General features: G+C 60.8%; 21 protein-coding genes and 3 pseudogenes. 17 read left to right on the plus strand and 7 right to left on the minus strand.

Going from position 1 to position 19,743, the window contains the following annotated elements:
• Position 1: 1 nt before the first annotated feature.
• From FRZ40_RS24480 to FRZ40_RS24495, 4 genes and pseudogenes are all read left to right on the plus strand, one after another.
• Entirely contained in the window at positions 2-391 is a 390-nt protein-coding gene (locus tag FRZ40_RS24480; RefSeq protein ID WP_147235864.1) for a hypothetical protein, read from the plus strand.
• 164 nt (positions 392-555) lie between these two features.
• Positions 556-786: pseudogene (locus FRZ40_RS46170) on the plus strand (EndoU domain-containing protein); the annotation flags it as partial.
• Positions 783-1,097: a hypothetical protein gene (locus FRZ40_RS24490; RefSeq protein ID WP_147235865.1), complete on the plus strand. Its 315-nt coding sequence runs from the start codon at positions 783-785 to the stop codon at positions 1,095-1,097. The pseudogene FRZ40_RS46170 and the gene FRZ40_RS24490, both read left to right, overlap by 4 nt.
• A 332-nt stretch (positions 1,098-1,429) precedes the next feature.
• Positions 1,430-1,777, plus strand: coding sequence for an immunity 8 family protein (locus tag FRZ40_RS24495; protein ID WP_147235866.1), 348 nt, complete (start codon positions 1,430-1,432; stop codon positions 1,775-1,777).
• A gap of 54 nt (positions 1,778-1,831) precedes the next feature.
• Here the strand turns inward: FRZ40_RS24495 and FRZ40_RS24500 are convergent, their stop codons facing one another.
• Positions 1,832-2,056 (minus strand): SymE family type I addiction module toxin, encoded by a 225-nt coding sequence (locus tag FRZ40_RS24500; protein WP_147235867.1) that lies wholly within the window; start codon positions 2,054-2,056, stop codon positions 1,832-1,834.
• An 886-nt stretch (positions 2,057-2,942) separates the two neighbouring features.
• Between FRZ40_RS24500 and FRZ40_RS24510 the strand changes: the two are divergent.
• Both FRZ40_RS24510 and FRZ40_RS44465 read left to right on the plus strand, forming a co-directional pair.
• Positions 2,943-4,140, plus strand: a pseudogene (locus FRZ40_RS24510) (cell surface protein); the annotation flags it as partial.
• 463 nt (positions 4,141-4,603) lie between these two features.
• Positions 4,604-4,885 carry a hypothetical protein gene (locus FRZ40_RS44465; protein WP_167528674.1) on the plus strand — a complete coding sequence of 94 codons (282 nt, stop codon included), beginning with the start codon at positions 4,604-4,606 and terminating at the stop codon, positions 4,883-4,885.
• Here FRZ40_RS44465 and FRZ40_RS24515 read toward each other — a convergent pair.
• Positions 4,882-5,112, minus strand: a complete 231-nt coding sequence (locus FRZ40_RS24515; protein WP_147235868.1) for a SymE family type I addiction module toxin — start codon at positions 5,110-5,112, stop codon at positions 4,882-4,884. The two genes, FRZ40_RS44465 and FRZ40_RS24515, sit on opposite strands and share 4 nt — an antisense overlap.
• On the opposite strand from FRZ40_RS24515, the pseudogene FRZ40_RS45100 reads away from it, so the two are divergent.
• The 5 genes and pseudogenes from FRZ40_RS45100 to FRZ40_RS24545 all read left to right on the plus strand — a co-directional run.
• A pseudogene (locus FRZ40_RS45100) lies at positions 5,078-6,136 on the plus strand (hypothetical protein); the annotation flags it as partial. The gene FRZ40_RS24515 and the pseudogene FRZ40_RS45100 sit on opposite strands and share 35 nt — an antisense overlap.
• Positions 6,133-6,489 carry a hypothetical protein gene (locus tag FRZ40_RS24530; RefSeq protein WP_147235869.1) on the plus strand — a complete coding sequence of 119 codons (357 nt, stop codon included), beginning with the start codon at positions 6,133-6,135 and terminating at the stop codon, positions 6,487-6,489. The pseudogene FRZ40_RS45100 and the gene FRZ40_RS24530, both read left to right, overlap by 4 nt.
• A gap of 305 nt (positions 6,490-6,794) precedes the next feature.
• Positions 6,795-7,019 carry a hypothetical protein gene (locus tag FRZ40_RS24535; RefSeq protein WP_205019795.1) on the plus strand — a complete coding sequence of 75 codons (225 nt, stop codon included), beginning with the start codon at positions 6,795-6,797 and terminating at the stop codon, positions 7,017-7,019.
• Positions 7,020-7,623: 604 nt separating this feature from the next.
• Positions 7,624-7,911 (plus strand): polymorphic toxin type 50 domain-containing protein, encoded by a 288-nt coding sequence (locus FRZ40_RS46175; protein ID WP_147236775.1) that lies wholly within the window; start codon positions 7,624-7,626, stop codon positions 7,909-7,911.
• Positions 7,911-8,207: a MafI2 family immunity protein gene (locus FRZ40_RS24545; protein WP_147235870.1), complete on the plus strand. Its 297-nt coding sequence runs from the start codon at positions 7,911-7,913 to the stop codon at positions 8,205-8,207. Before FRZ40_RS46175 ends, FRZ40_RS24545 begins: the two co-directional genes overlap by 1 nt.
• 63 nt (positions 8,208-8,270) lie before the next feature.
• On the opposite strand, the gene FRZ40_RS24550 is transcribed toward FRZ40_RS24545, so the two are convergent.
• The gene (locus FRZ40_RS24550; protein ID WP_147235871.1) at positions 8,271-8,402 is read right to left on the minus strand and encodes a SymE family type I addiction module toxin; all 132 of its coding nucleotides are present in this window, start codon (positions 8,400-8,402) and stop codon (positions 8,271-8,273) included.
• A gap of 534 nt (positions 8,403-8,936) precedes the next feature.
• On the opposite strand from FRZ40_RS24550, the gene FRZ40_RS24555 reads away from it, so the two are divergent.
• The 4 genes from FRZ40_RS24555 (at position 8,937) to FRZ40_RS24570 (ending at position 13,709) form a co-directional block, all read left to right on the plus strand.
• Positions 8,937-10,847, plus strand: a complete 1,911-nt coding sequence (locus FRZ40_RS24555) for an ABC transporter permease (protein ID WP_147235872.1) — start codon at positions 8,937-8,939, stop codon at positions 10,845-10,847.
• Positions 10,844-11,653, plus strand: a complete 810-nt coding sequence (locus tag FRZ40_RS24560; RefSeq protein ID WP_147235873.1) for an ABC transporter ATP-binding protein — start codon at positions 10,844-10,846, stop codon at positions 11,651-11,653. The genes FRZ40_RS24555 and FRZ40_RS24560 overlap by 4 nt, the downstream gene beginning before the upstream one ends.
• A complete protein-coding gene (locus FRZ40_RS24565) occupies positions 11,650-12,363 on the plus strand; it encodes an ABC transporter ATP-binding protein (RefSeq protein WP_028368175.1) in 714 nt (237 codons plus the stop codon). Before FRZ40_RS24560 ends, FRZ40_RS24565 begins: the two co-directional genes overlap by 4 nt.
• Positions 12,364-12,488: 125 nt before the next feature.
• Positions 12,489-13,709 carry an ABC transporter substrate-binding protein gene (locus tag FRZ40_RS24570; protein WP_147235874.1) on the plus strand — a complete coding sequence of 407 codons (1,221 nt, stop codon included), beginning with the start codon at positions 12,489-12,491 and terminating at the stop codon, positions 13,707-13,709.
• Between the two features lie 92 nt (positions 13,710-13,801).
• On the opposite strand, the gene FRZ40_RS24575 is transcribed toward FRZ40_RS24570, so the two are convergent.
• Positions 13,802-14,053, minus strand: a complete 252-nt coding sequence (locus FRZ40_RS24575) for a hypothetical protein (RefSeq protein ID WP_028368173.1) — start codon at positions 14,051-14,053, stop codon at positions 13,802-13,804.
• Positions 14,054-14,268: 215 nt separating this feature from the next.
• Here FRZ40_RS24575 and FRZ40_RS24580 point away from each other — a divergent pair, with 215 nt between their 5' ends.
• On the plus strand, positions 14,269-14,850 hold the full coding sequence (locus FRZ40_RS24580) for a DUF6496 domain-containing protein (protein WP_147235875.1): 582 nt from the start codon (positions 14,269-14,271) through the stop codon (positions 14,848-14,850).
• Positions 14,851-14,951: 101 nt separating this feature from the next.
• Here FRZ40_RS24580 and aptA read toward each other — a convergent pair whose 3' ends face one another.
• Entirely contained in the window at positions 14,952-16,280 is a 1,329-nt protein-coding gene (gene aptA, locus FRZ40_RS24585; protein WP_028368171.1) for an omega-aminotransferase AptA, read from the minus strand.
• Between the two features lie 155 nt (positions 16,281-16,435).
• Between aptA and FRZ40_RS24590 the strand changes: the two genes are divergently transcribed.
• Entirely contained in the window at positions 16,436-17,845 is a 1,410-nt protein-coding gene (locus FRZ40_RS24590; RefSeq protein WP_028368170.1) for an aminotransferase-like domain-containing protein, read from the plus strand.
• 19 nt (positions 17,846-17,864) lie between these two features.
• Here FRZ40_RS24590 and FRZ40_RS24595 read toward each other — a convergent pair whose 3' ends face one another.
• Together FRZ40_RS24595 and FRZ40_RS24600 are read right to left on the minus strand one after the other, a co-directional pair.
• A complete protein-coding gene (locus FRZ40_RS24595) occupies positions 17,865-18,056 on the minus strand; it encodes a hypothetical protein (protein WP_028368169.1) in 192 nt (63 codons plus the stop codon).
• Between the two features lie 125 nt (positions 18,057-18,181).
• The gene (locus tag FRZ40_RS24600) at positions 18,182-19,699 is read right to left on the minus strand and encodes a diguanylate cyclase domain-containing protein (RefSeq protein WP_028368168.1); all 1,518 of its coding nucleotides are present in this window, start codon (positions 19,697-19,699) and stop codon (positions 18,182-18,184) included.
• Positions 19,700-19,743 lie beyond the last annotated feature (44 nt).

A 19,743-nucleotide genomic window follows, 5' to 3' on the forward strand; every position in this document is an offset into this window, starting at 1 on the left:
CGTGAAAATGAAGGAATCGTCTGTATCCGTTACCAGTGACAGTGGTCATTCGCAAACGCTGAGGCTATCTGGGTTACTCTCCGAATGGCTGTTTGCCACAGGATTCTGGTCCGAGGTAAATGCAACCTGTGGAACTATGTTTGATCAATATGAAGAGGACTTGGCGGATACGGAGGTTCTTATTGTTATTGCCCAAAAAATTGATCAGAAAATTCAAGGTTTGCGAGACGTTACTACGCCAACAGTTGAATTTGTACATGGATGGGCAGTGGATTGGACACCTTTGAAGGCTACGGCTAAGACGGAAGCATTCCTGGGCGAATTGATGACTCTTCGTAATTTTCTGCAGGAGGCTGTCTTAAAGCAGGCAAGCGCTGATCTGTCTCTTTAATTTTTATGAACCCGGCAACAGCCGGCGTATTTGCCTGGTAATGCGACGCTTAATAGCGGAAACACGATGGCGAGGGTGACAATAACTCGCTTCTTGACCCGAAAGCGGAAACGCATGTTCTCTATGGCGATGGGCCAACTTCTGGCGGCCATCTCTCAGGCGTTGGGAAAGCAGGAAAATCAGAGTTTCCTTCTACGTGGAGCGCGCAGGACATTACCGATGCCATCTCTGATATAGCTACCGATCCGAAAACCCAATCGTCTAATCCATCAGCGAATGGATATGTAACAGGGACGGGTACGGTCAACGGGGTTGATATCAAAGTGGTCGTCGATCCGAATAAGGGGCGTATTGTGACTGGGTATCCGACAAATTTACCGAGAAATCCGAAGTGACGAATCAATCAGATTATGAATTTATTGAATCCAGCTTAATGCTGGTTCTGGAAGAGATGGAGAAGCAGCCGGAGGTTGGCAAATCTTATCCATCAGGTGGGATGTCCTATGGAGACGAGATGGCGCAAATTCGGGAATTTATCGAATTTGCAGGGGAGTATGGGCTTGCGTTTGAATACATAAATAGGGCGTTAGAGCAGTTTCCGTACACGATTTCTGGTAAGGCAGCCGTCAAATTATTGGAGGTTGGTTTGCTAATGGGATTTAAATCGGACAGCGCCAAGGATGAGCGATTTGATAGAAGGCACTGAGTTGTCTTTGGCGACAGACAACAAACCAGTCTCGCGCTGGGTTTGTAGTGCAGCGTCGTTCAATCCGGTGTGACGGCAAGCCCGCCGTGCTTGATGGTGATTCTCACGCGCTGGCAGGGTTGGTCATTTGCGGCGTGCTAGTCGCGCCAGGGCGAAATGGTCAGGCAGCGGTTGCGGTAACGCGCGTTTATCGTATGCCGAGCGAAAAGGATTCCCAGTTTGCAACGACTGGAGTGCAAGCGAACTTCGAAACTTATACGATCAATTCAATAACGGGGCAGCGGGCGAAGACAGGTAACGGGCACTTGAATGTGACCAAGTAAGGAGCAGCTATGTATGCGGTCGTAAAGGCAATATCGTGCGACGAGTTTGATCTGAGGACATTTACTCCAGACGATCCCTCATGTTTCTATCTGAATATCCGCCTTCGTATTGGATTGGCTGAGACTTCAGGTGCAGACGATTTCGAGCTTTGTGTTTGTACACCGGAATGGTTGAGGCAAACCGTGACGGAACCCCGTTGGGGGCGTCACTTGCTCATTGTTCGAGAGTACAGTTTGGCGTCTATAGAGAAGTACATCCAGAGCTATGTTGCTGAATGCGACGGCGATGACTGGAAGACGATAGCAACGAAGTTATCCAGGATGGTTGCATGGGAGTTCGAGGACTACCAATCGTAATGTGAGCAATAACAAACCCAGCCTTGAGCTGGGTTTGTCGTTTGTGGCAGGCGTTCAGGCTGGCGTAATGATGAGCCTGCCGTGTTCAACTTTGACTCTCACATGCTGCCCTGCTTCGAAGCCTGCGAGTTCGAGCCATCGCCCGGAGAGCTTGAGCCAGGCATAAAGCGGCGGCGGCCTGCGTGGGCGTGGCGAGAAGCGCCGGTATCGCAGCGACTGTTGGATGGTCACACGCCGCTCGGGATGAGCGGTCAATGCATTAAGATTGGCGTCAGCCATAATCAGTTCCTCCATTGAACTGGTGGGCAAGAAATTGCAGGCTCCGATGCGTGTCAGGCAAAATCTGTTTGCAGGTGGTTGCTGCGTCAGAGGAAAACCGGCTTCGACAACGACAGGCGTGTCAGGTGCGAATGATCGTGGTATGGGGCGGGGAATGCGACGCTGAGCAGCGGTGATAATGGTAATGCGCAGGGCTCAAACGGGGGCGCCAGTACTAGCAATACCAGCGACCTACAAAATGCAGCGAATCAACCGATTAACGATTCTGGTCTGTCGGCTGCTGCGAGAGCGTGGGACAAACACGCTGGCCGTCCCGGTGGCACATTTGAACCACTTACGGGCTCTATTACGGATAAGAATGCTGCAGCAAGCGAGTTTGTGAACCAGGTCTTAAACGACCCGTCCACAACGCAGACGAACCTCTCGCGTGGAGGTGTTGAATTCCGTTTGCCCAATGGACAGGGGATAAGGTTTAATGCCGACGGTTCGTTCTCTGGCTTCTTGGATCCGAGGAAATAAGGTGAATCGAATGACTGGATTTAGTATTGACTTCGTTAGTGACATGGATCACGAACACCTTATGGCCGAGATAAGCTTCAACGGTCAGCGGCTTTGCGTTTTAGACAAAGAAGGTGGAAATGACGAGATGGAAATCGAGTTCCTGGCTGATCTGTATGTCTTGCCGGAGAATGTGAGAATGAAGTTTAGTCTTGCAGAGTTTCTGAAAACTGTCGAGATTGCACGGTCTGACTTGGAAAAGTGTGCATAGAGACGTAACAAGACTAACAAACCCGGCCTTGTGTCGGGTTTGCTGTTTGTGGAATCGTTCAGTCCGGCGTGCTTTCGATCGGCTTGCCAAATATCGCAGCAACTTAATCAGGCAGTCCAGATCAAGGTCAAAGGCAATACCGATCTGAAAGGCGGCGTGATCGCGAGTAGCGGCGCGGCGGTCGACAATGGCCTGAACAGTCTGACGACGGCAACGCTGACGCATTCGGACATCGAAAACCGTGCGTCGTATAGCGGCTCGTCGGTCGGCATCGGTGGGGGCTATGGCGGCGACATCGGCAAGACCCAGCGTGGCACGGCGACCAATGTCAATCCGGTTCCGGGGACGACATTGCCGGGTGCAGGCGGCGTGACGATGGCCCCTCCTGTCGTCATGGGTGCATCGGGCGACGCCAGTTCAACCACGAAGAGCGCGATCAGTGGCGGCGCAATCCGCATCACCGACGGCAACAGGCAGCAGCAACTGACCGGGCAGACGGCCGACGAAGCCGTCGCGAGCATCAGCCGCGATACCACTGGCACGCAGGCCACGATTGCACGGATCTTCGACAAGGACAAGATCGAAGCCGGGTTCGATATCACGAGCCAGTTCATCAATCAGGCCGGGACGTTCGTGAACAACCGGGCGAAGGAAGCGGATGCGGCCACAGCCGCCGCCCACGATCCGAAGCTGAGCGCGGAGCAGCGCGCGGCGGCACAGCAGCAGGCCGACCAGATCAATGCGGAATGGGGGCCGGGCGGCTCGTATCGTCAGGTGTTGACTGCGCTGACGGTGGCAGCGGGCGGCAACGTGACCGGGAGCATGGGCCAGTTTGCGCAGAGCGCGACGGTAGCGTATCTCCAGGAACTCGGCGCAAATCAGGTCAAGCAGATCGCCGATTCGATGGATAGCGACGCGGCACGCGCCGCCTTGCATGCGATTGTCGGTTGTGCTGGCGCGGCGGCGAGCAGTCAGAGTTGCGGTTCAGGCGCGATGGGTGCGGCGACGAGCTCGGTGCTTGGCACTCTTCTTGGACCGACGGCCAACATGTCGGCGGCAGACCGCGAGGCGCGCGAGAACCTGGTGACGAGTATCGTGGCCGGGATCGCGGCGGCGGGTGGTGTGAATGCGGCGACCGCGACAGGCGCGGGGCAGATCGAAGCGGAGAATAATCAGTTGGCGATGCCGAGTGTGGCATCGCCGTCGTGGTTGCCGGGTCTTATTAAGCTGCCGGGTTTCAGGGGTGAGGCAGCGGGCAAGGGAGATGGTGTGATCGCGGATCCGGCGACCGAGCTTGATCGGACGATCAAGGCGGGTACGCCGATGACGACGCCGTCGGGATCGGACGTGATCGACGGCATCTTCAAAACGCCACCGGTTGTGAATGTGGCCAAGGGGCTGATTGACTATGTGATAACGTCGGTGAGCGGGGCGGGCTCGGGGTATGGGGCGGGGAATGCGACGTTCAACAGTGGTGGAAACGCGCAAGACGCAAACCAGACTGCATCTCCGCAAATCAACCCGAGCGATGTTGCAGGCAAGTCCGCTCAAGACATCGCTCGGCACGCGATCGACCAAGGGTTAATTCCAAAAGGCCCGGATCCGATGAATGGGCGAGGTGCTTACGTTGATCCTGCTACCGGCGAACAACGAGTGCTGATCCACCCGGACGAACCTTGCCCTCATTGCCATGTCAACGACTCGTCAGGAGCAAGACTTGATATAAATGGCAAGCAAGTGCCATCTGAATCACCAGATGCTCATCTACCGTTGAAAAAATGAACACGAACGACTGTCACGATTGGACCTTGGTCAGCCTTAACGTTAGCTGGCAGATCGGGGAGTTAGAAATAGAAATGCTCGATTCGACTTCGACGCGGCGGACTTGGATTGCAAAGAACCTTGTTTCGTTGGTTCTGCCGCGTCAGCATCCGTGGGGGCCTAGTGTGAGTATTTACAAGGTCGAGGTGAGTAATGCGGGGACCAATGTTACTGCAAGGCTAGAAATGCAGTCGGGTGATGTAATTGAATGCATTGCCGGGTCGTTTGAACTCATTTAACAATAAACCCAGCTTCGAGCTGGGTTTATTGTTTGTAGCGTCGTGCAATCGTGCGTGATGACGAGCCTGCCGTGGTGGACCTCAATCCTCACCTGCTGGCCTGCCTTGAAGCCTGCAAGCTCAAGCCATCGTCCCGATAACTTGATCCACGGATACCCTTGATGCCTGGTAACCACGACGGCGGTGCCGCACTCGGCATCAGCGGGCGGCAACGTGACCGGGAGCATGGGCCAGTTTGCGCAGAGCGCGACGGTGGCGTATCTCCAGGAGCTCGGCGCAAATCAGGTCAAGCAGATCGCCGATTCGATGGATAGCGACGCGGCACGCGCCGCCTTGCATGCGATTGTCGGTTGTGCTGGCGCGGCGGCGAGCAGTCAGAGTTGCGGTTCAGGCGCGATGGGTGCGGCGGCAAGCTCGGTGCTTGGCACTCTTCTTGGACCGACGACGAACATGTCGGCGGCAGACCGCGAGGCGCGCGAGAACCTGGTGACGAGTATCGTCGCCGGGATCGCGGCGGCGGGTGGTGTGAATGCGGCGACCGCGACAGGCGCGGGGCAGATGGAGGTGGAGAATAATCAGTTGGCGATGCCGATGGCCTCGCCGCCTGCGTGGCTGGCGGGGTTCAGGCTGCCGGGTTTCAGGGGTGAGACAGCGGGCAAGGGCGATGGTGTGATCGCGGATCCGGCGACCGAGCTTGATCGGACGATCAAGGCGGGTACGCCGATGACGACGCCGTCGGGATCGGACGTGATCGACGGCATCTTCAAAACGCCACCGGTTGTGAATGTGGCCAAGGGGCTGATTGACTATGTGATAACGTCGGTGAGCGGGGCGGACTCGGGGTATGGGGCCAGCAATGCGACGCTCAATAGAGGGAGTGGCGATGGGAATACCCCGCAATCGGCATCTGACGGCGTTAATCCACCTGGAAGAGCGCAGTCACGCATCAACCTAGACAGCGACGGCGTAAATCATTTGGTTGATCGCCACCTTGATCCAACGGTCAATGCAAGCCAGTTCACTATTAGTCAGAGTGATGTTCTTGATCTGTTGAAAGATCCGAAAACGGTATCTACTCCGATTATTCGGGAAGTGCAAAGTTCGCAGGGAGTTAGATATGTTAGGGAGGTCGATGTGGGAAGTCCCATCGGGACAGACAGGTTCAACAATGGTCAACCCACGTCCGTAATGACTGTCATGACAGACAAATACGGAAATCTTGTAACCGCCTTTCCCGGGAAATTGAAATGAGTACAAGCAAACAGATGGCAGCAGAAGCAATTCGGCAGGATTTGCTTCAGAGTTCCGCGAGCTTGCTTTCTGGTAATGAGGCTGATGCTTTGGGCAGGGCTCTACGCCGCTTCTTTCCAGAACTGAATCATGCGATTGTGGTGCATTGGATACCAGAACAGGCAGAGGATATTTACTGGGTGCTTGTGAGTCGAACCGAGATCGCGGAAATCGAGATTCCACGTGGTAACTATGCCGAAGAAAATCCTCCAATGCTAAAAATATTAGACGTCGGTGCTTATATGAAGAAGCGGCACTCGCGCGATGTTCGGCAAAAATTGGAGGTTGGACTCAAACTGTTCAAAAACAGTTAAGACTTCACAAACAACCCGGCATATTGCAGATACGCCTGCAAACCGGGCGTTGCTTACCGGTGTGGCAAACGATCCGAAGGCTACGCTGGGCGTTGATCAATTTGGGAATACGTGGTCAGGGAAGACACTTCCTGATGGCACGCAGGTAACATTGCAAACGGAATTCTGAATGATCCGGGCAGTACCGTGATTCAGAGGAACACAGGCCGTTTCGGCGATGTGATCGACGTTACCGCGCCTGATGGGTGCGGCCTTCGCTATAGCGCGGACGGGAAATTCATCAAATTCTTGGAGCCGAAAGCAAAATGAGCAAATTGGAAGCGATGGTGACTAGCCCACCTGATCGTGAAAGCATGGTCTTTGAAATCTGGCATGAGAACAGACAAGTCGCGGAGGTATCGAAAGAGCCAGGCCGTAGTTACGAGATCGAGATTTATCCAGCAGCTAATAACGGTATATGGCACTTCGATCTAAGCGAATTCAAAGCGATGCTGGAAGACGGGATTAAGGAGTTAGCAAGTAACCCGTAGTACGACAAACCGGGGTATGGGCAAGCGATAACTAATGCTGGTTGCGCCGTGACCAAGCATCCCGAATATTTCGGTTTCGACTCTACGCAAGATTTAAGGCAGTGGAGATGCGGTTAAGGGACTGGTTGATTCCGTTATGATGGCCGTAAATGGGTCTAACGGCAGTGTTCCTCCTTCAATCTAGGTGGAGACGGAAAACTCCCGGCAGGAATAGGAGGTACAGGCACACCGATCCCTATGCTACCGACAGGCGACCAGTTTGAGGGAAGAGGAAGCGGATTCATGTGTCGTACGAGACCTCGCATCTACCTTGGCCAAGTTGAGTTGATTACTTCTGTTGAGTCCAGCGAGCGAAACGTTCTCGATTTCGCATTCAGGCGTCTTCCGGACGGCACGGCCATTACAGCGAATGTCACCAACGAAAACCTTCTTAGAGAGTTAAAGACGCTGAATCAATTCTTGGAGGCATCCACGGAGCAGAAAGCGACATTGTTGTTCTCTCTATAGAAACTAGGAGGCGAGATAACGCAACGAATTCCGATCGGACACATCGGGGTATGGGGCGGGTAATGCGACGCTTGCGACCAACGGAGATGGCCCGACGATTAACGCGGGCAGGCAAGGTAAGCATCAGCCGGATCACAATAACTTCATTCCTGGCCGAAGCGAGTTGACCTATCCTGATCCGCAAGAGCTCGTGGACCACTTTGCAGGAACTGGCCAGCCTGCGAATAATGTTGCGCCTGGCCAGCCGCGATCCAGAGAGCGTGTGAATTTCGGATCGGTTATCGGTAATTATGTTGATCCGGTTACGGGAGATCAGGTCCCAACGACAAATGGCATCATTCACTATAGGAAGGACGGAGTTCACATTGTTCCGGGGAGGCCCTGATGAATAAGGACTTTCGAATTCGGTTGTTGTTAGCGTTGCAAGCCTCCCTTCTCGGGTACGTCAGTGCGAATATCCGCTCCGTGAGTTGTGGTGTTGCTGGCGAAAATATACTGGTGCAAGTAGTGTTTGACGGTGCAATAACAGATGAAGACAGAGAGGCGATGGACGAGGTAGGGTCCGAATTGGCATCGCACTTCGAGCATGAGTTAGTTGATATGCAATGCGTTCGGACCGACGCGCCGAAGCCGCTTTGTGATAGCACGTTAGAACTGCGTGCTTATCAACGAAGGGAATGATCGAGATCATGTCTCGCAAACAGCAACCCCGGCCGCGGCCGGGGTTGCTGTTTGTAGCGCCGTTCAGTCTGGCGTGATGACGGGCCTGCCGTGGTGAACCTCAATCCTCACCTGCTTGCCTGCCTTGAAGCCTGCAAGCTCAAGCCATCGTCCCGATAACTTGATCCACGGATACCCTTGATGCCTGCTAACCACGACGGCGGTGCCGCACTCGGCATCGCCAACTCATTGTTCTCCACCTCCATCTGCCCCGCGCCTGTCACGGTTGCCGCATTGACACCACCCGCAGCCGCGATCCCGGCCACGATACTCTTCACCAGATTCTCGCGCGCCTCGCGTTCGGTCGCCGACATGTTAATCGTCAGCGGGACAAGCCCGCCCATGCAGGATCATTGCGCCGGTATCGTTCTACGTATACTGGCTCGCACAGGCGCGCCACGTCGCGCCCGGTACGGCCGGACAATCGACCGTGACCGCGCAATCCCGCGTCGTCACACCGACGCGTTCTGAACTGGCGACGACGCTGCACATCGCCCCCGTGCGTCCGCCGAAACCCTGCTGGGTGAAGTCCGTCAGATTCTGCGGCGTCCCGATCACCGATACGAAATCACAGATCCCAGCGAAATACCCAGTCGCAGACCAAAAAAACCTTCTGCAAACCACAAGCATTTCGGGTATACCTGCTGCCGACCGCAAATCCAACCAACCCCAGGCGCCGCAGGCAAAAAAATGCTCCCGAACCTGCTCGTTCAACTCGTGAATGGACTCGCCGACGCCTCGGCGCTCTTCCTCGTGGCAGCGGGCCTATCGCTGATCTTCGGGGTGACCCGCATCGTCAACTTTGCGCACGGCTCGTTCTACATGCTAGGCGTCTACGTCGCCTACACCATCACGAGCCGCTTCGGCGCAACGACAACAGGCTTCTGGCTATCCATCGTAGCCTCAGCGCTGATAATCGGCACACTCGGCGCGCTCGTCGAATTCCTCGTGCTAAGGCGCATCTACAAAGCGCCCGAACTCTTCCACCTGCTCGCTACCTTCGCGCTAGTACTGATCTTCCGCGACGCGGCACTCGCCATCTGGGGCCCGCAAGACCTCTTCGGCCCACGCGCGCCGCATCTCGCCGGTGCCGTCGAACTGCTCGGCCATCAACTCCCGACCTACGACATCGCCCTCATCGTCATCGGTCCGCTCGTGCTGCTCGCACTCTGGTACGCGTTGACACAAACCCGCTGGGGCACACTCGTGCGCGCAGCGACTCAAGACCGCGAGATGCTCGGCGCGCTCGGCATCAACCAGGCGTGGCTCTTCACAGGCGTGTTCTTCGTCGGTGCGTTTCTCGCGGGACTGGGTGGCGCGCTACAGGGGCCGCGCATGTCGGCCAATCTGTCGCTCGATCTCGAGACCATCGGCAATGCCTTCGTCGTCGTCGTGGTCGGCGGCATGGGGTCGATTCCGGGCGCGTTCATCGCGGCCCTGCTGATCGCGGAAATCAAGGCGCTGTGCATCGGCATCGGACATGTGTCGCTGTTCGGCATCGGCTTCTCACTGAGCCGCTTCACGCTCGTCGCGGAGTTCGTCGTGATGGCCGTCGTGCTCGTCGTGCGGCCGTGGGGTTTGCTGGGGCGTCCCACGTCGGCCGTGCGCGCGACGACGACACCCGAAGCGCCCCTGAAGCCCGCAGGCAAACGCGTAAAAGCGCTCGCCGCCTGCCTGCTCGCCATACTCGTACTCGCGCCCCTCGCGGCGAATGTGTTTCCCTACATGCCCGTGCTGCTCGTCGAAATCCTGATCGCCGTTCTGTTCGCCGCGAGCCTGCACTTCATCATGGGACCGGGCGGCATGCACTCGTTCGGTCATGCCGCGTACTTCGGCCTCGGTGCGTACGGCGCGGCGCTCTTTCTGAAAGTGCTCGACCTGCCGATGGAAGCGGCCCTCGTCCTTGGACCGATCCTCGCCGTGCTCGGCGCGCTGGTGTTCGGCTGGTTCTGCGTGCGGCTGTCGGGCGTCTATCTGGCGATGCTCACGCTCGCGTTCGCGCAGATCGTGTGGTCGGTCGTGTATCAATGGGACGACGTCACAGGCGGCAGCAACGGCATCCTCGGCTTGTGGCCGTCGAACTGGCTGTCGTCGCCGGTTGCGTACTACTACCTGACGCTCGCGTGCGCCGTACCCGGCGTGTGGCTGTTGCGCCGCATGCTGTTCTCGCCGCTCGGCTACGCGATGCGCGCGTCGCGCGATTCGACACTGCGCGCGGAAGCGATTGGCATCGACACGAAGCGCGTGCAATGGGCCGCGTTCGTCATCGCGTCGCTGTTCTGCGGACTCGCCGGTTCGCTGTACGCATTTTCGAAAGGCACGATTTCGCCGGAGGTGATCAGCGTGAGCCGGTCCGTCGACGGCCTCGTGATGGTGCTGCTCGGCGGCATCCAGACGCTGACGGGGCCAGTCGCGGGCGCGGCGCTGTTCACGTGGCTGCAGGATGCCGTCGCGCGTCAGACGGATTACTGGCAGGCGCTGCTCGGCGTCGCGATCCTGCTGCTGGTGATCGCTTTTCCGCAAGGCATCGTGGGCTTCATCAGCGAACGCTTCGAACGCTCAGAGCGCGACGACGCCCGCCCGGAAGGAGGCGCGCAATGAGCCTTCTGCGCGTATCGAATCTGTCGATGTCGTTCGGCGGCGTGAAAGCTGTCGACGACGTGTCGTTCGACGTGAACCCCGGTGAACTGCTCGCATTGATCGGTCCGAACGGCGCGGGCAAATCGACGTGCTTCAACATCGTCAACGGACAACTGCGTCCGACGCGCGGCTCCGTGATGCTCGACGGACACGAACTCGTCGGCATGCGCCCGCGCAATATCTGGCGGCGCGGCGTCGGCCGCACGTTTCAGGTCGCGGCGACGTTCAACTCGATGACCGTGCTGGAAAACGTTCAGATGGCGCTCATGTCGCGCGAAAAGCGTCTGTACGGCCTGTGGAAACGCGCGGCGTCGCACTTCGCGGACGAATCGATCGCACTGCTCGATCAGGTCGGCATGGCTGCACATGCGCAGCGCGCGTGCAGCGTGCTCGCATATGGCGACGTGAAGCGCGTCGAAATGGCCGTCGCGCTCGCGAACCGTCCGAAGCTGCTGCTGATGGACGAGCCGACGGCGGGCATGGCGCCGCAGGAACGCAACGACCTGATGGCGCTGACGAAGCGCCTCGCCGTCGAGCGCAACATCGGGGTGCTGTTCACCGAGCACAGCATGGACGTCGTGTTCGCGAGCGCCGACCGGATGATCGTGCTCGCGCGCGGCAAGCTGATCGCGCAAGGCGACGCGGACACGATACGCAACGACGCGAACGTGCAGGCCGTCTACTTCGGCACGGGGAAGACGTTTCAACCGCACGCGACGTTATCGTCCGCAAGCGCTTCCGAAAACAGCGCGGGGTCGCACGAATGAACGCACCGATGCTGAAAGTCGAACGCCTGAACGCGTACTACGGGCGCGCGCATATTCTCTTCGACGTGAATCTCGAAGTGGCGCGCGGCGAAGTGGTCGCGCTGATGGGCCGTAACGGCGCGGGCAAATCGACGACGATGAAGTCGATCATGGGCCTCATGCCACGCCGCGAAGGCTCGATCCATTTCAATGGAACGGATATCTCCCCGCTGCCGCCGCACAAGATTGCGCGCATGGGTCTGGGCTACGTGCCCGAAGACCGGCGCGTGTTTTCGGCGCTCACGGTGATGGAAAACCTCGACACGGGACGCCAGCCGCCGCGCGCGGGTGCGCCGTCATGGACGCCGGACAGACTCTTCAAACTGTTCCCGAATCTCGGCGAAATGCCGAAGCGCCCGGGCGGCCAGATGAGCGGCGGCGAGCAGCAGATGCTCAGCGTGTCGCGCACGCTGATGGGCAATCCGTATCTGGTGCTGCTCGACGAACCGTCCGAAGGCGTCGCGCCCGTGATCGTCGAACAGATGGCGAACATGATTCTCGAACTGAAGCGCGAGGGCCTGTCCATTCTGCTGTCCGAGCAGAACGTGCATTTCGCCGAACTGGTCAGCGACCGCGCGTACGTACTCGAAAAAGGCCAGATCCGTTTCAGCGGCACGATGCGCGAACTTGCGCAAGATCATGTCGTCCGGCGCGCGTACCTGGGCGTTTAATGATCGGTAACGGCGCGGCATGCGCGGCGCGCTCCCGGGCGCGCGCGCAAAACTCCGGTACGATGCAGCACCGTCCGGCGGCCCGCGCCGCCGCACCAATCAACCGACAATAAACGGAGTGACGCATGACCTCGCGCGCAGCATGGACTTTCCGCATCGCCGCTACGCTGGCCGTTTCCCTAGGTGTGTCGCTCGCGGCGCCCGGCGCATCCGCGCAGCAGACCATCAAGCTCGGCGAAATCAACAGCTACAAGGCGCAACCCGCTTTCCTGATGCCGTACAGGAACGGCTGGAATCTCGCGCTCGATCAGGTGAATGCGGCAGGCGGCGTGCTCGGCAAGAAGCTCGAAGTGGTGTCGCGCGACGACAATGCCAATCCCGGCGACACGATCCGCGTCGCGCAGGAACTGATCGCGCGCGAGCAGGTGCAGTTGCTGTTCGGCGGCTATCTGTCGAATACGGGCCTCGCGCTGACGGACTTCGCGAAGCAGAAGCGCATGTTCTTCCTCGCCGCCGAACCGCTCACCGACAAGATCGTCTGGGCCGACGGCAACAAGTACACGTACCGTCTGCGCCCGTCCACGTACATGCAGGTCGCGATGCTCGTGCCCGAGGCGGCGAAGCTGAAGAAGAAGCGCTGGGCGCTCGTCTATCCGAACTATGAATACGGGCAGTCGGCGGCCGCGACGTTCAAGAAGCTGCTGAAGGCCGCGCAGCCCGACGTCGAGTTCGTCACCGAACAGGCGACGCCGCTGGGTAATCTCGATGCCGGCGCGACCGTGCAGGCGCTTGCCGACGCGAAGCCCGACGCGATCTTCAACGTGCTGTTCAGCGCGGACCTCGGCAAGTTCGTCCGCGAAGGCAATACGCGCGGGCTCTTCAAGGACCGCAGCGTGGTCTCGCTGCTGACGGGCGAGCCCGACTATCTCGACACGCTCGGTGCGGAAGCGCCCGTCGGCTGGATCGTGACGGGCTACCCGTGGTATTCCGTCGATACGCCCGCAAACAAGAAGTTTGTCGCCGATTATGAGGCGAAGTATCACGACTATCCGCGCCTGGGTTCCGTAGTCGGCTATGCGGCGCTGATGTCGATTGCGAACGGCATCAAGAAGGCCGGTTCGACCGATCCCGACAAGCTCGCGGCGGCGTTCAAGGGCCTCAACGTGGATACGCCGTTCGGTCCCATCACCTATCGCCCGCAGGACAACCAGTCGACGATGGGCGCGTTCGTCGGCGTCACCGCGCTGAAGGACGGCAAGGGCGTGATGACGTCGTACCGCTATATCGACGGCGCGAGCGTGCAGCCGTCCGATGCCGAAGTGAAGAAACTGCGTCCCGCCGAGTAAGCGGCGCGCGCCTCGAACTTGCAGAAGGCCAGCCGCCAGGGCTGGCCTTTTTCATCGCGTTGAATGCGCCATTCCCAGGCGTCACTCCTTCCTCACTCCTCGGCGTCGTGCTCGGCCACGAAGTGCCGCAGATACGCGAGCACAGCCGCCTCCGCCGCGCGATGATCGGCGCAGCTTTTCGAACCGGCGTTCTCTTCGTCGCCGAAGAGCGTCGACGGCGCGTCGTGCACGTCGACCTCCTGTCCCTCGCGCAGAATGCGGATCTCGTGGATCGCCTCCGAGTATTCCGCGATCCAGTGAATGCCTTCGATATGCGTGCCTGCTCTGACTGTCGGTGTATTCATGAAGCGTCTCCCTTTCGATGCAAGAAGGTCGCTGGATGGTGGCCTGATCGCTTGCCCTTCCCGTAAACCATAGACGCTCTGCACGCATCGCGCAGCCTCTGTTGCGCTTGCGGCGTTTGCGCGCGCCTGGCGTTTCGATGCAATCGACAGCCGGCGAGGGACGCGGCACACCCGTTGCTGCGTTACAGGGGCCACCAGTCACAGGGAGCACAGTCATGCCCGACAAAGCCACGATGAAGCGTGCCGCCGCCGACAAGCGCGCCGGCAAGTCGCCGAGCACCCAGGCCGGCGAGTTCGTAAAGGAAGAAATCGACCATGTGCGTGAAGGCAAGCACGGCGTCAAATCGGCGAAACAGGCGATTGCGATCGGTCTGTCGAAGGCGCGCCGCGCGGGCGTCGCGCTGAAGAAGCCGAAGGCAGGGACGACGAGCGCCAGCACGCGTAAGAAGGCTGCAGCGGATTCGGCTGCGGGCCAGCAGACGTCGCCTGCCGCGAAGCGCACGGCAGCGAAGAAGGCCGTCGCGAAGACGACAGGCAAGAAGACAGCTGCGCGCAAGCCGGGCAGCGAAACGACGGCGAAGCGCTCGCGCGTCTCCGAGGCCGTGCTGAAGCGCGAAAGCGGACGCGGCGCATCGAAGCAAGCGCTGTCGAAGCAGACGAAGACGGCGGCGGCCAGACGGCCTGCTGCAAGCCGCTCGGCGGCAGCGAAGAAGGCGGCCGCCACGAAGGGCGCGACGGGACGCTCGGCGGCTGCGAAGAAGGCTGCGCACACGCGGGCTGCGCGGGCGCATCACTAGCATGACCCGCAGCCGGCGAGCAGACAAAAAAGCAGGCGCAAAAAAGCCGCTGTGCACGGACTCGCGCGCAGCGGCTTGCGCCCTCGTGAAGCAGGCGGGCTTTACTGGATCGAAGCCAGCGCGTTGCGCACCGTCTGGAAGATCTGCTCGATCTGCGCTTCGTCGACGATCAGCGGCGGCGAGAACGCCAGAATGTCGCCCGTGAAGCGGATCAGCACGCCTGCCTCGAAGCATTTGACGAAGGCCTCGTACGCGCGTGCGCCCGGCGCGCCGTCGCGCGCTTCGAGTTCGATGCCCGCGACCATGCCGAGATTGCGGACGTCCTTCACGTGCTTCGCGTCGCGCAGAGCGTGAGCGGCGGCCTCGAACTTCGGCGCGAGCGATGCTGCGCGCTCGAACAGTCCTTCGCGGCGGTACAGATCGAGCGTCGCGACGCACGCAGCCGCGGCGAGCGGATGCGCCGAGTACGTGTAGCCGTGGAACAGCTCGATCGCGCCCTGCGCGCCCGCGTTGACGATCGTGTCGTGCACCGTGCGGCTCGCGGCGACGGCGCCCATCGGCACAGCCGCGTTGTTGATCGCCTTCGCCATCGTCAGCAGGTCGGGCTTCACGCCGAAATACTCGCTGGCCGTCGCTGCGCCGAGGCGGCCAAAGCCCGTGATCACTTCGTCGAAAATCAGCAGGATGCCGTGTTTCGTGCAGATGTCTCGCAGCTTCTGCAGGTAGCCTTGCGGCGGGATCAGCACGCCCGTCGAGCCCGCCACGGGTTCGACGATCACGGCCGCGATCGTCGATGCGTCATGCAGCGTGACGATACGCTCCAGTTCGTCGGCGAGATGCGCGCCCCAGGCCGGCTGGCCCTTCGAGAACGCGTTGTGTTCGAGGTTATGCGTGTGCGGCAGGTGATCGATGGACGGCAGCAGCGCGCCCGAGAACGTCTTGCGGTTCGGCGCGATCCCGCCGACCGAGATGCCGCCGAAGCCGACGCCGTGATAGCCGCGCTCGCGGCCGATCAGACGCGTGCGCTGTCCCTCGCCGCGCGCGCGGTGATAGGCGAGTGCGATCTTCAGCGCGGTATCGACGGATTCGGAACCGGAATTGGTGAAGAACACGCGATCGAGCCCTTCGGGCATCAGTTCCGCGACTTTCGCCGCCGCTTCGAACGCGAGCGGATGGCCCATCTGGAACGTCGGCGCGAAGTCGAGCGTCGCGGCCTGCTGCTGGATCGCGGCAACGATCTCGTCGCGGCCGTGGCCCGCGTTCACGCACCACAGGCCCGCGCACGCGTCGAGCACGTCGCGCCCGTCGGTCGAGCGGTAGTACATGCCCTTCGCCGATTCCAGCAGGCGCGGCGCAGCCTTGAACTGGCGGTTGGCGGTGAACGGCATCCAGAAGTTCGACAGATCGTCGATCACGGGGCGCGAAGTCATGGTTCTCTCCTCGAATGGGTAGCGAAACTGTAGCGTCCGAGGTTAAATGGCGGACATAAACAGTTGCGTCACTGCGCTGCTAACTGTGCTGGTCGAATTGCGTCGACTGTGCTGGCAGTGGCCGCAGCTCGTCAGTCTCATCTGGACCCGCCTGCATGATCGAACTCGAACTGGACCGTGACCGCCGTTCCGCACCGACGCTTGTCGAGCAGGTCGTGCAGGGCTTCGCGAGCGCAATCGACAGCCAGGCGCTGCGCGCCGGCGCATTGCTGCCGTCGGTGCGGCAGCTTGCGCAGTCGCATGCGCTGAGCACCTTCACCGTGACGGAGGCCTACAACCGGCTCGTGTCGATGGGCCTCGTGACGGCGCGGCGCGGTTCCGGCTATCGCGTCGCGCCGCGTGCACGGGCCGCGCATGCGAGCACGGTCGACTGGCAGCCGCCCAGTCTCACCGCGACGTGGCTGCTGTCCGACGTGTTCGCCGATCATTCCGTTCCGATCAAGGCGGGCGGCGGCTGGCTGCCGAGCGAGTGGATCAACGAAACGGGCATGCAGCACGCGTTTCGAGCGATGAGCCGGGTGCCCGCCGTGCGCCTCGGCGATTACGGGCATCCGTACGGTTTTGCGCCGCTGCGCGCGAAGATCGCGGAGCAGATGGACGCGCGCGGCTTGCCCGTCGACGTGTCGAACGTGCTGCTGACCCAGGGCGCCACCCAGGCGCTCGATCTGATCGTGCGCACGCTGCTGCGCGCAGGCGACGCCGTCGTCGTCGAGGATCCCGGCTACTGCAACCTGCTGCAGATCCTGAAGCTCGCGGGGCTGAACGTGATCGGCGTGCCGCGTACGCCGGCGGGCATGGACACCGACGTGCTGGAGAAAATCGTCGACGAGCACCGTCCGAAGGCGATCTTCGTCAACACGACGCTGCAGAACCCGACGGGTGCGACGTACGCGATGGCGTCGGCGTTCCGGCTGCTGCAGATCGCCGAGCGCAACCGCATGTGGGTGATCGAGGACGACGTGAGCCGCGAACTCGCGCCGCCCGCCGCGCCGATGTTCGCGGCGATGGAGGGTTTGCGGCGCGTGCTGTACATCAGCGGCTTTTCGAAGACCGTGACGCCCGCGCTGCGTTGCGGCTATGTCGTCGCCGAGCGCGACGTGTTGCGCGAACTGGCGCGTACGAAGATGGCGGTGGGGCTGACGTCGTCGGAGGCGATCGAGCGGATCGTCGACAAAGTGCTGCACGAAGGGCGTTACGCGCGGCACGTCGAGCTGGTCAACGACCGGCTGCGCGCCGCGCATGCCGTCGTCGAGGAGCGGCTGGATGCGCTCGGGCTCGAAGCGTTTCACCGGCCGCGCGCCGGGTTGTTCCTGTTTGCCCGCTTGCCGGTGGAACCCGCGCGGGCGGGCGAGATCGCGACGGCGGCGCTGGCGCACGGCATCTGGCTCGCGCCGGGCTCCTATTTCCGTCCCGACGATGCGCCGAGCGCGTGGTTCCGCTTCAATGTCCCGCATTCGACGGACGACGCGTTGTGGCGTTTCATCGAACGGGCGGGGCGGAGTTGAGCGCGCGCTGATGCAGGCGTCATGGCCGGGCGAGCGCGTCGATCAGCTCGCTGATGTTTTCCGCGCCGACGTTGTCTTCCAGCAGCCCGATGAAGACGCGGCTGTACAGCTGATCCCGCTGCAGTTCGGGAAGGTCCGCGCGGGCGTTGGCGATCGCTTCCGCCGCGCGATGCGCGGAGCTGACGATGCGTTGTGCAAGTTTCCTTTCCATACGATGCGCTAACGACATCAAGCCGGAAAGCTTGAGCCGTTCTCCCTGTTTGCGGCCATCCGTTCGTCCTGTTTCGCTTTCGGCAGAAAGGGACGCCGGATGCCTTGTGTTGTGTTATGTCCCCGTCACGCGACGAGCGCCTTCGTTGCCGATGGCGCGCGGCTCGCGCGGCTGCGTTCTTTTGCGTCGTACATGACCCGGTCGGCGGCTTTCACCAGATCGGCCGCGCGCTCGCCCGGCTGCAACACCGCAATGCCGAGACTCGCGCACACGCGGTACGCGTGGCCGTGCACGGTGACGGGCGATTCGAGCGCCGCCGTGAGCGCGTCGGCAATGCTGCGCGCCGACGCTTCGCCCTCTTCGCTGACGACGAGAAACTCGTCGCCGCCCAGCCGTCCCGTCTGTGCGCGGCCCTGCGCGACATCCTTCAGACGCCGGGCGATCTCGGCAAGAATCGTGTCGCCGAGATGGTGCCCGAAGGTATCGTTGAGTTCCTTGAAGCGGTCCAGGTCGACGAAGATCACGGCGATGCGGCCGACGGCATCCGGCGCGGCGACGGCTTCGTCGAGCGCATCCATGATGCAGCCGCGATTCGACAGACCCGTCAGGCGGTCGGTGTGCGCAAGCCGATGCAACTGCTCCCGGCCTTTCAGCAGCTTCAGGATCAGCGCGGCGATCCAGGTCGACAGCCCGACGAGAATCAGCGAAATCACGCTCGCCATCGTCACGTAGACGCGGCGCATGCGGTAGTAATCGTCGAGCGCTTCGGCGACCGACAGACCCGCCATCACCGTCAGCCCATAGCGCTTGACCTCGCGGCTCGCAACGATGCGCTCCACATGATCGATCGGGTCGACGAACAGTTCGTCGCTCGTGCGCGGCGCGTGGTAGCCGGTGGGCAAGGTGTCGCCCGTGCGGCTCGGCGCGCCGCCTGTGCGGCGCGACAGCATCGAGCCGCGGCTCGACAGCACCGCGATCATCCCGTGCTCGCCGAGCGCGGCGCTCGTGTAGAAGCCGTCCGTGAGCCACGCCGGATTCTCCGACACGATCACGACGCCGCCAAAGCTGCCGTCCGGACGATTGATGCGCCGCGTCGCCTGGATCGACCATTGCCGCGAAATACGGCCGACCAGCGGGTCGCTGACGTAAAGCTCCACGTCTGCGCGCTCGCGATGCACGCGGAAATGCGTGCGGTCGCTGAGATCGATGTCGCCGGAAAACGGAATCGTCGACGCGATGACGTGGCCGTCCGCGCCCGCGAGCGTCACTTGCAGCGCCGTATCGGCCGTAATGAGGCCGTACGCCTGATATTTCCTGAGGTCGAAGCTGCCGGGCGAGGTTTCGTAGCCGTATTTGACGAGCAGCGCGATCGCGTCGACGTCGTGAATCGTTTTCAGCGTATGCGTGTCGAGCGCGCTCGCCACCGTGCCGGCCGCGACGCGCGCGTCGTGCAGCACGGCCGCTTTCTCGACGTGCAGCCGCATCAGGATCGTGACCCACAGCACGGCAAGGATCAGCACCGTCAGCGCGGGCAGCAGAATGAAGGCGCGGTGCGGCGCATTGCCGGGGCCGCGCCGTCGCAAGCGCTTGAGGAATGTGCGAAGTCTGGCTGTCTGCGGCCTCGCTGCGGGCGCGGTGTTCATCACTGGCTGTTGGCTGACGTCTGAAACACTTCAACACGACCGTT

The organism is Paraburkholderia azotifigens (assembly GCF_007995085.1).
In the GTDB taxonomy this organism is placed as follows: domain Bacteria; phylum Pseudomonadota; class Gammaproteobacteria; order Burkholderiales; family Burkholderiaceae; genus Paraburkholderia; species Paraburkholderia azotifigens.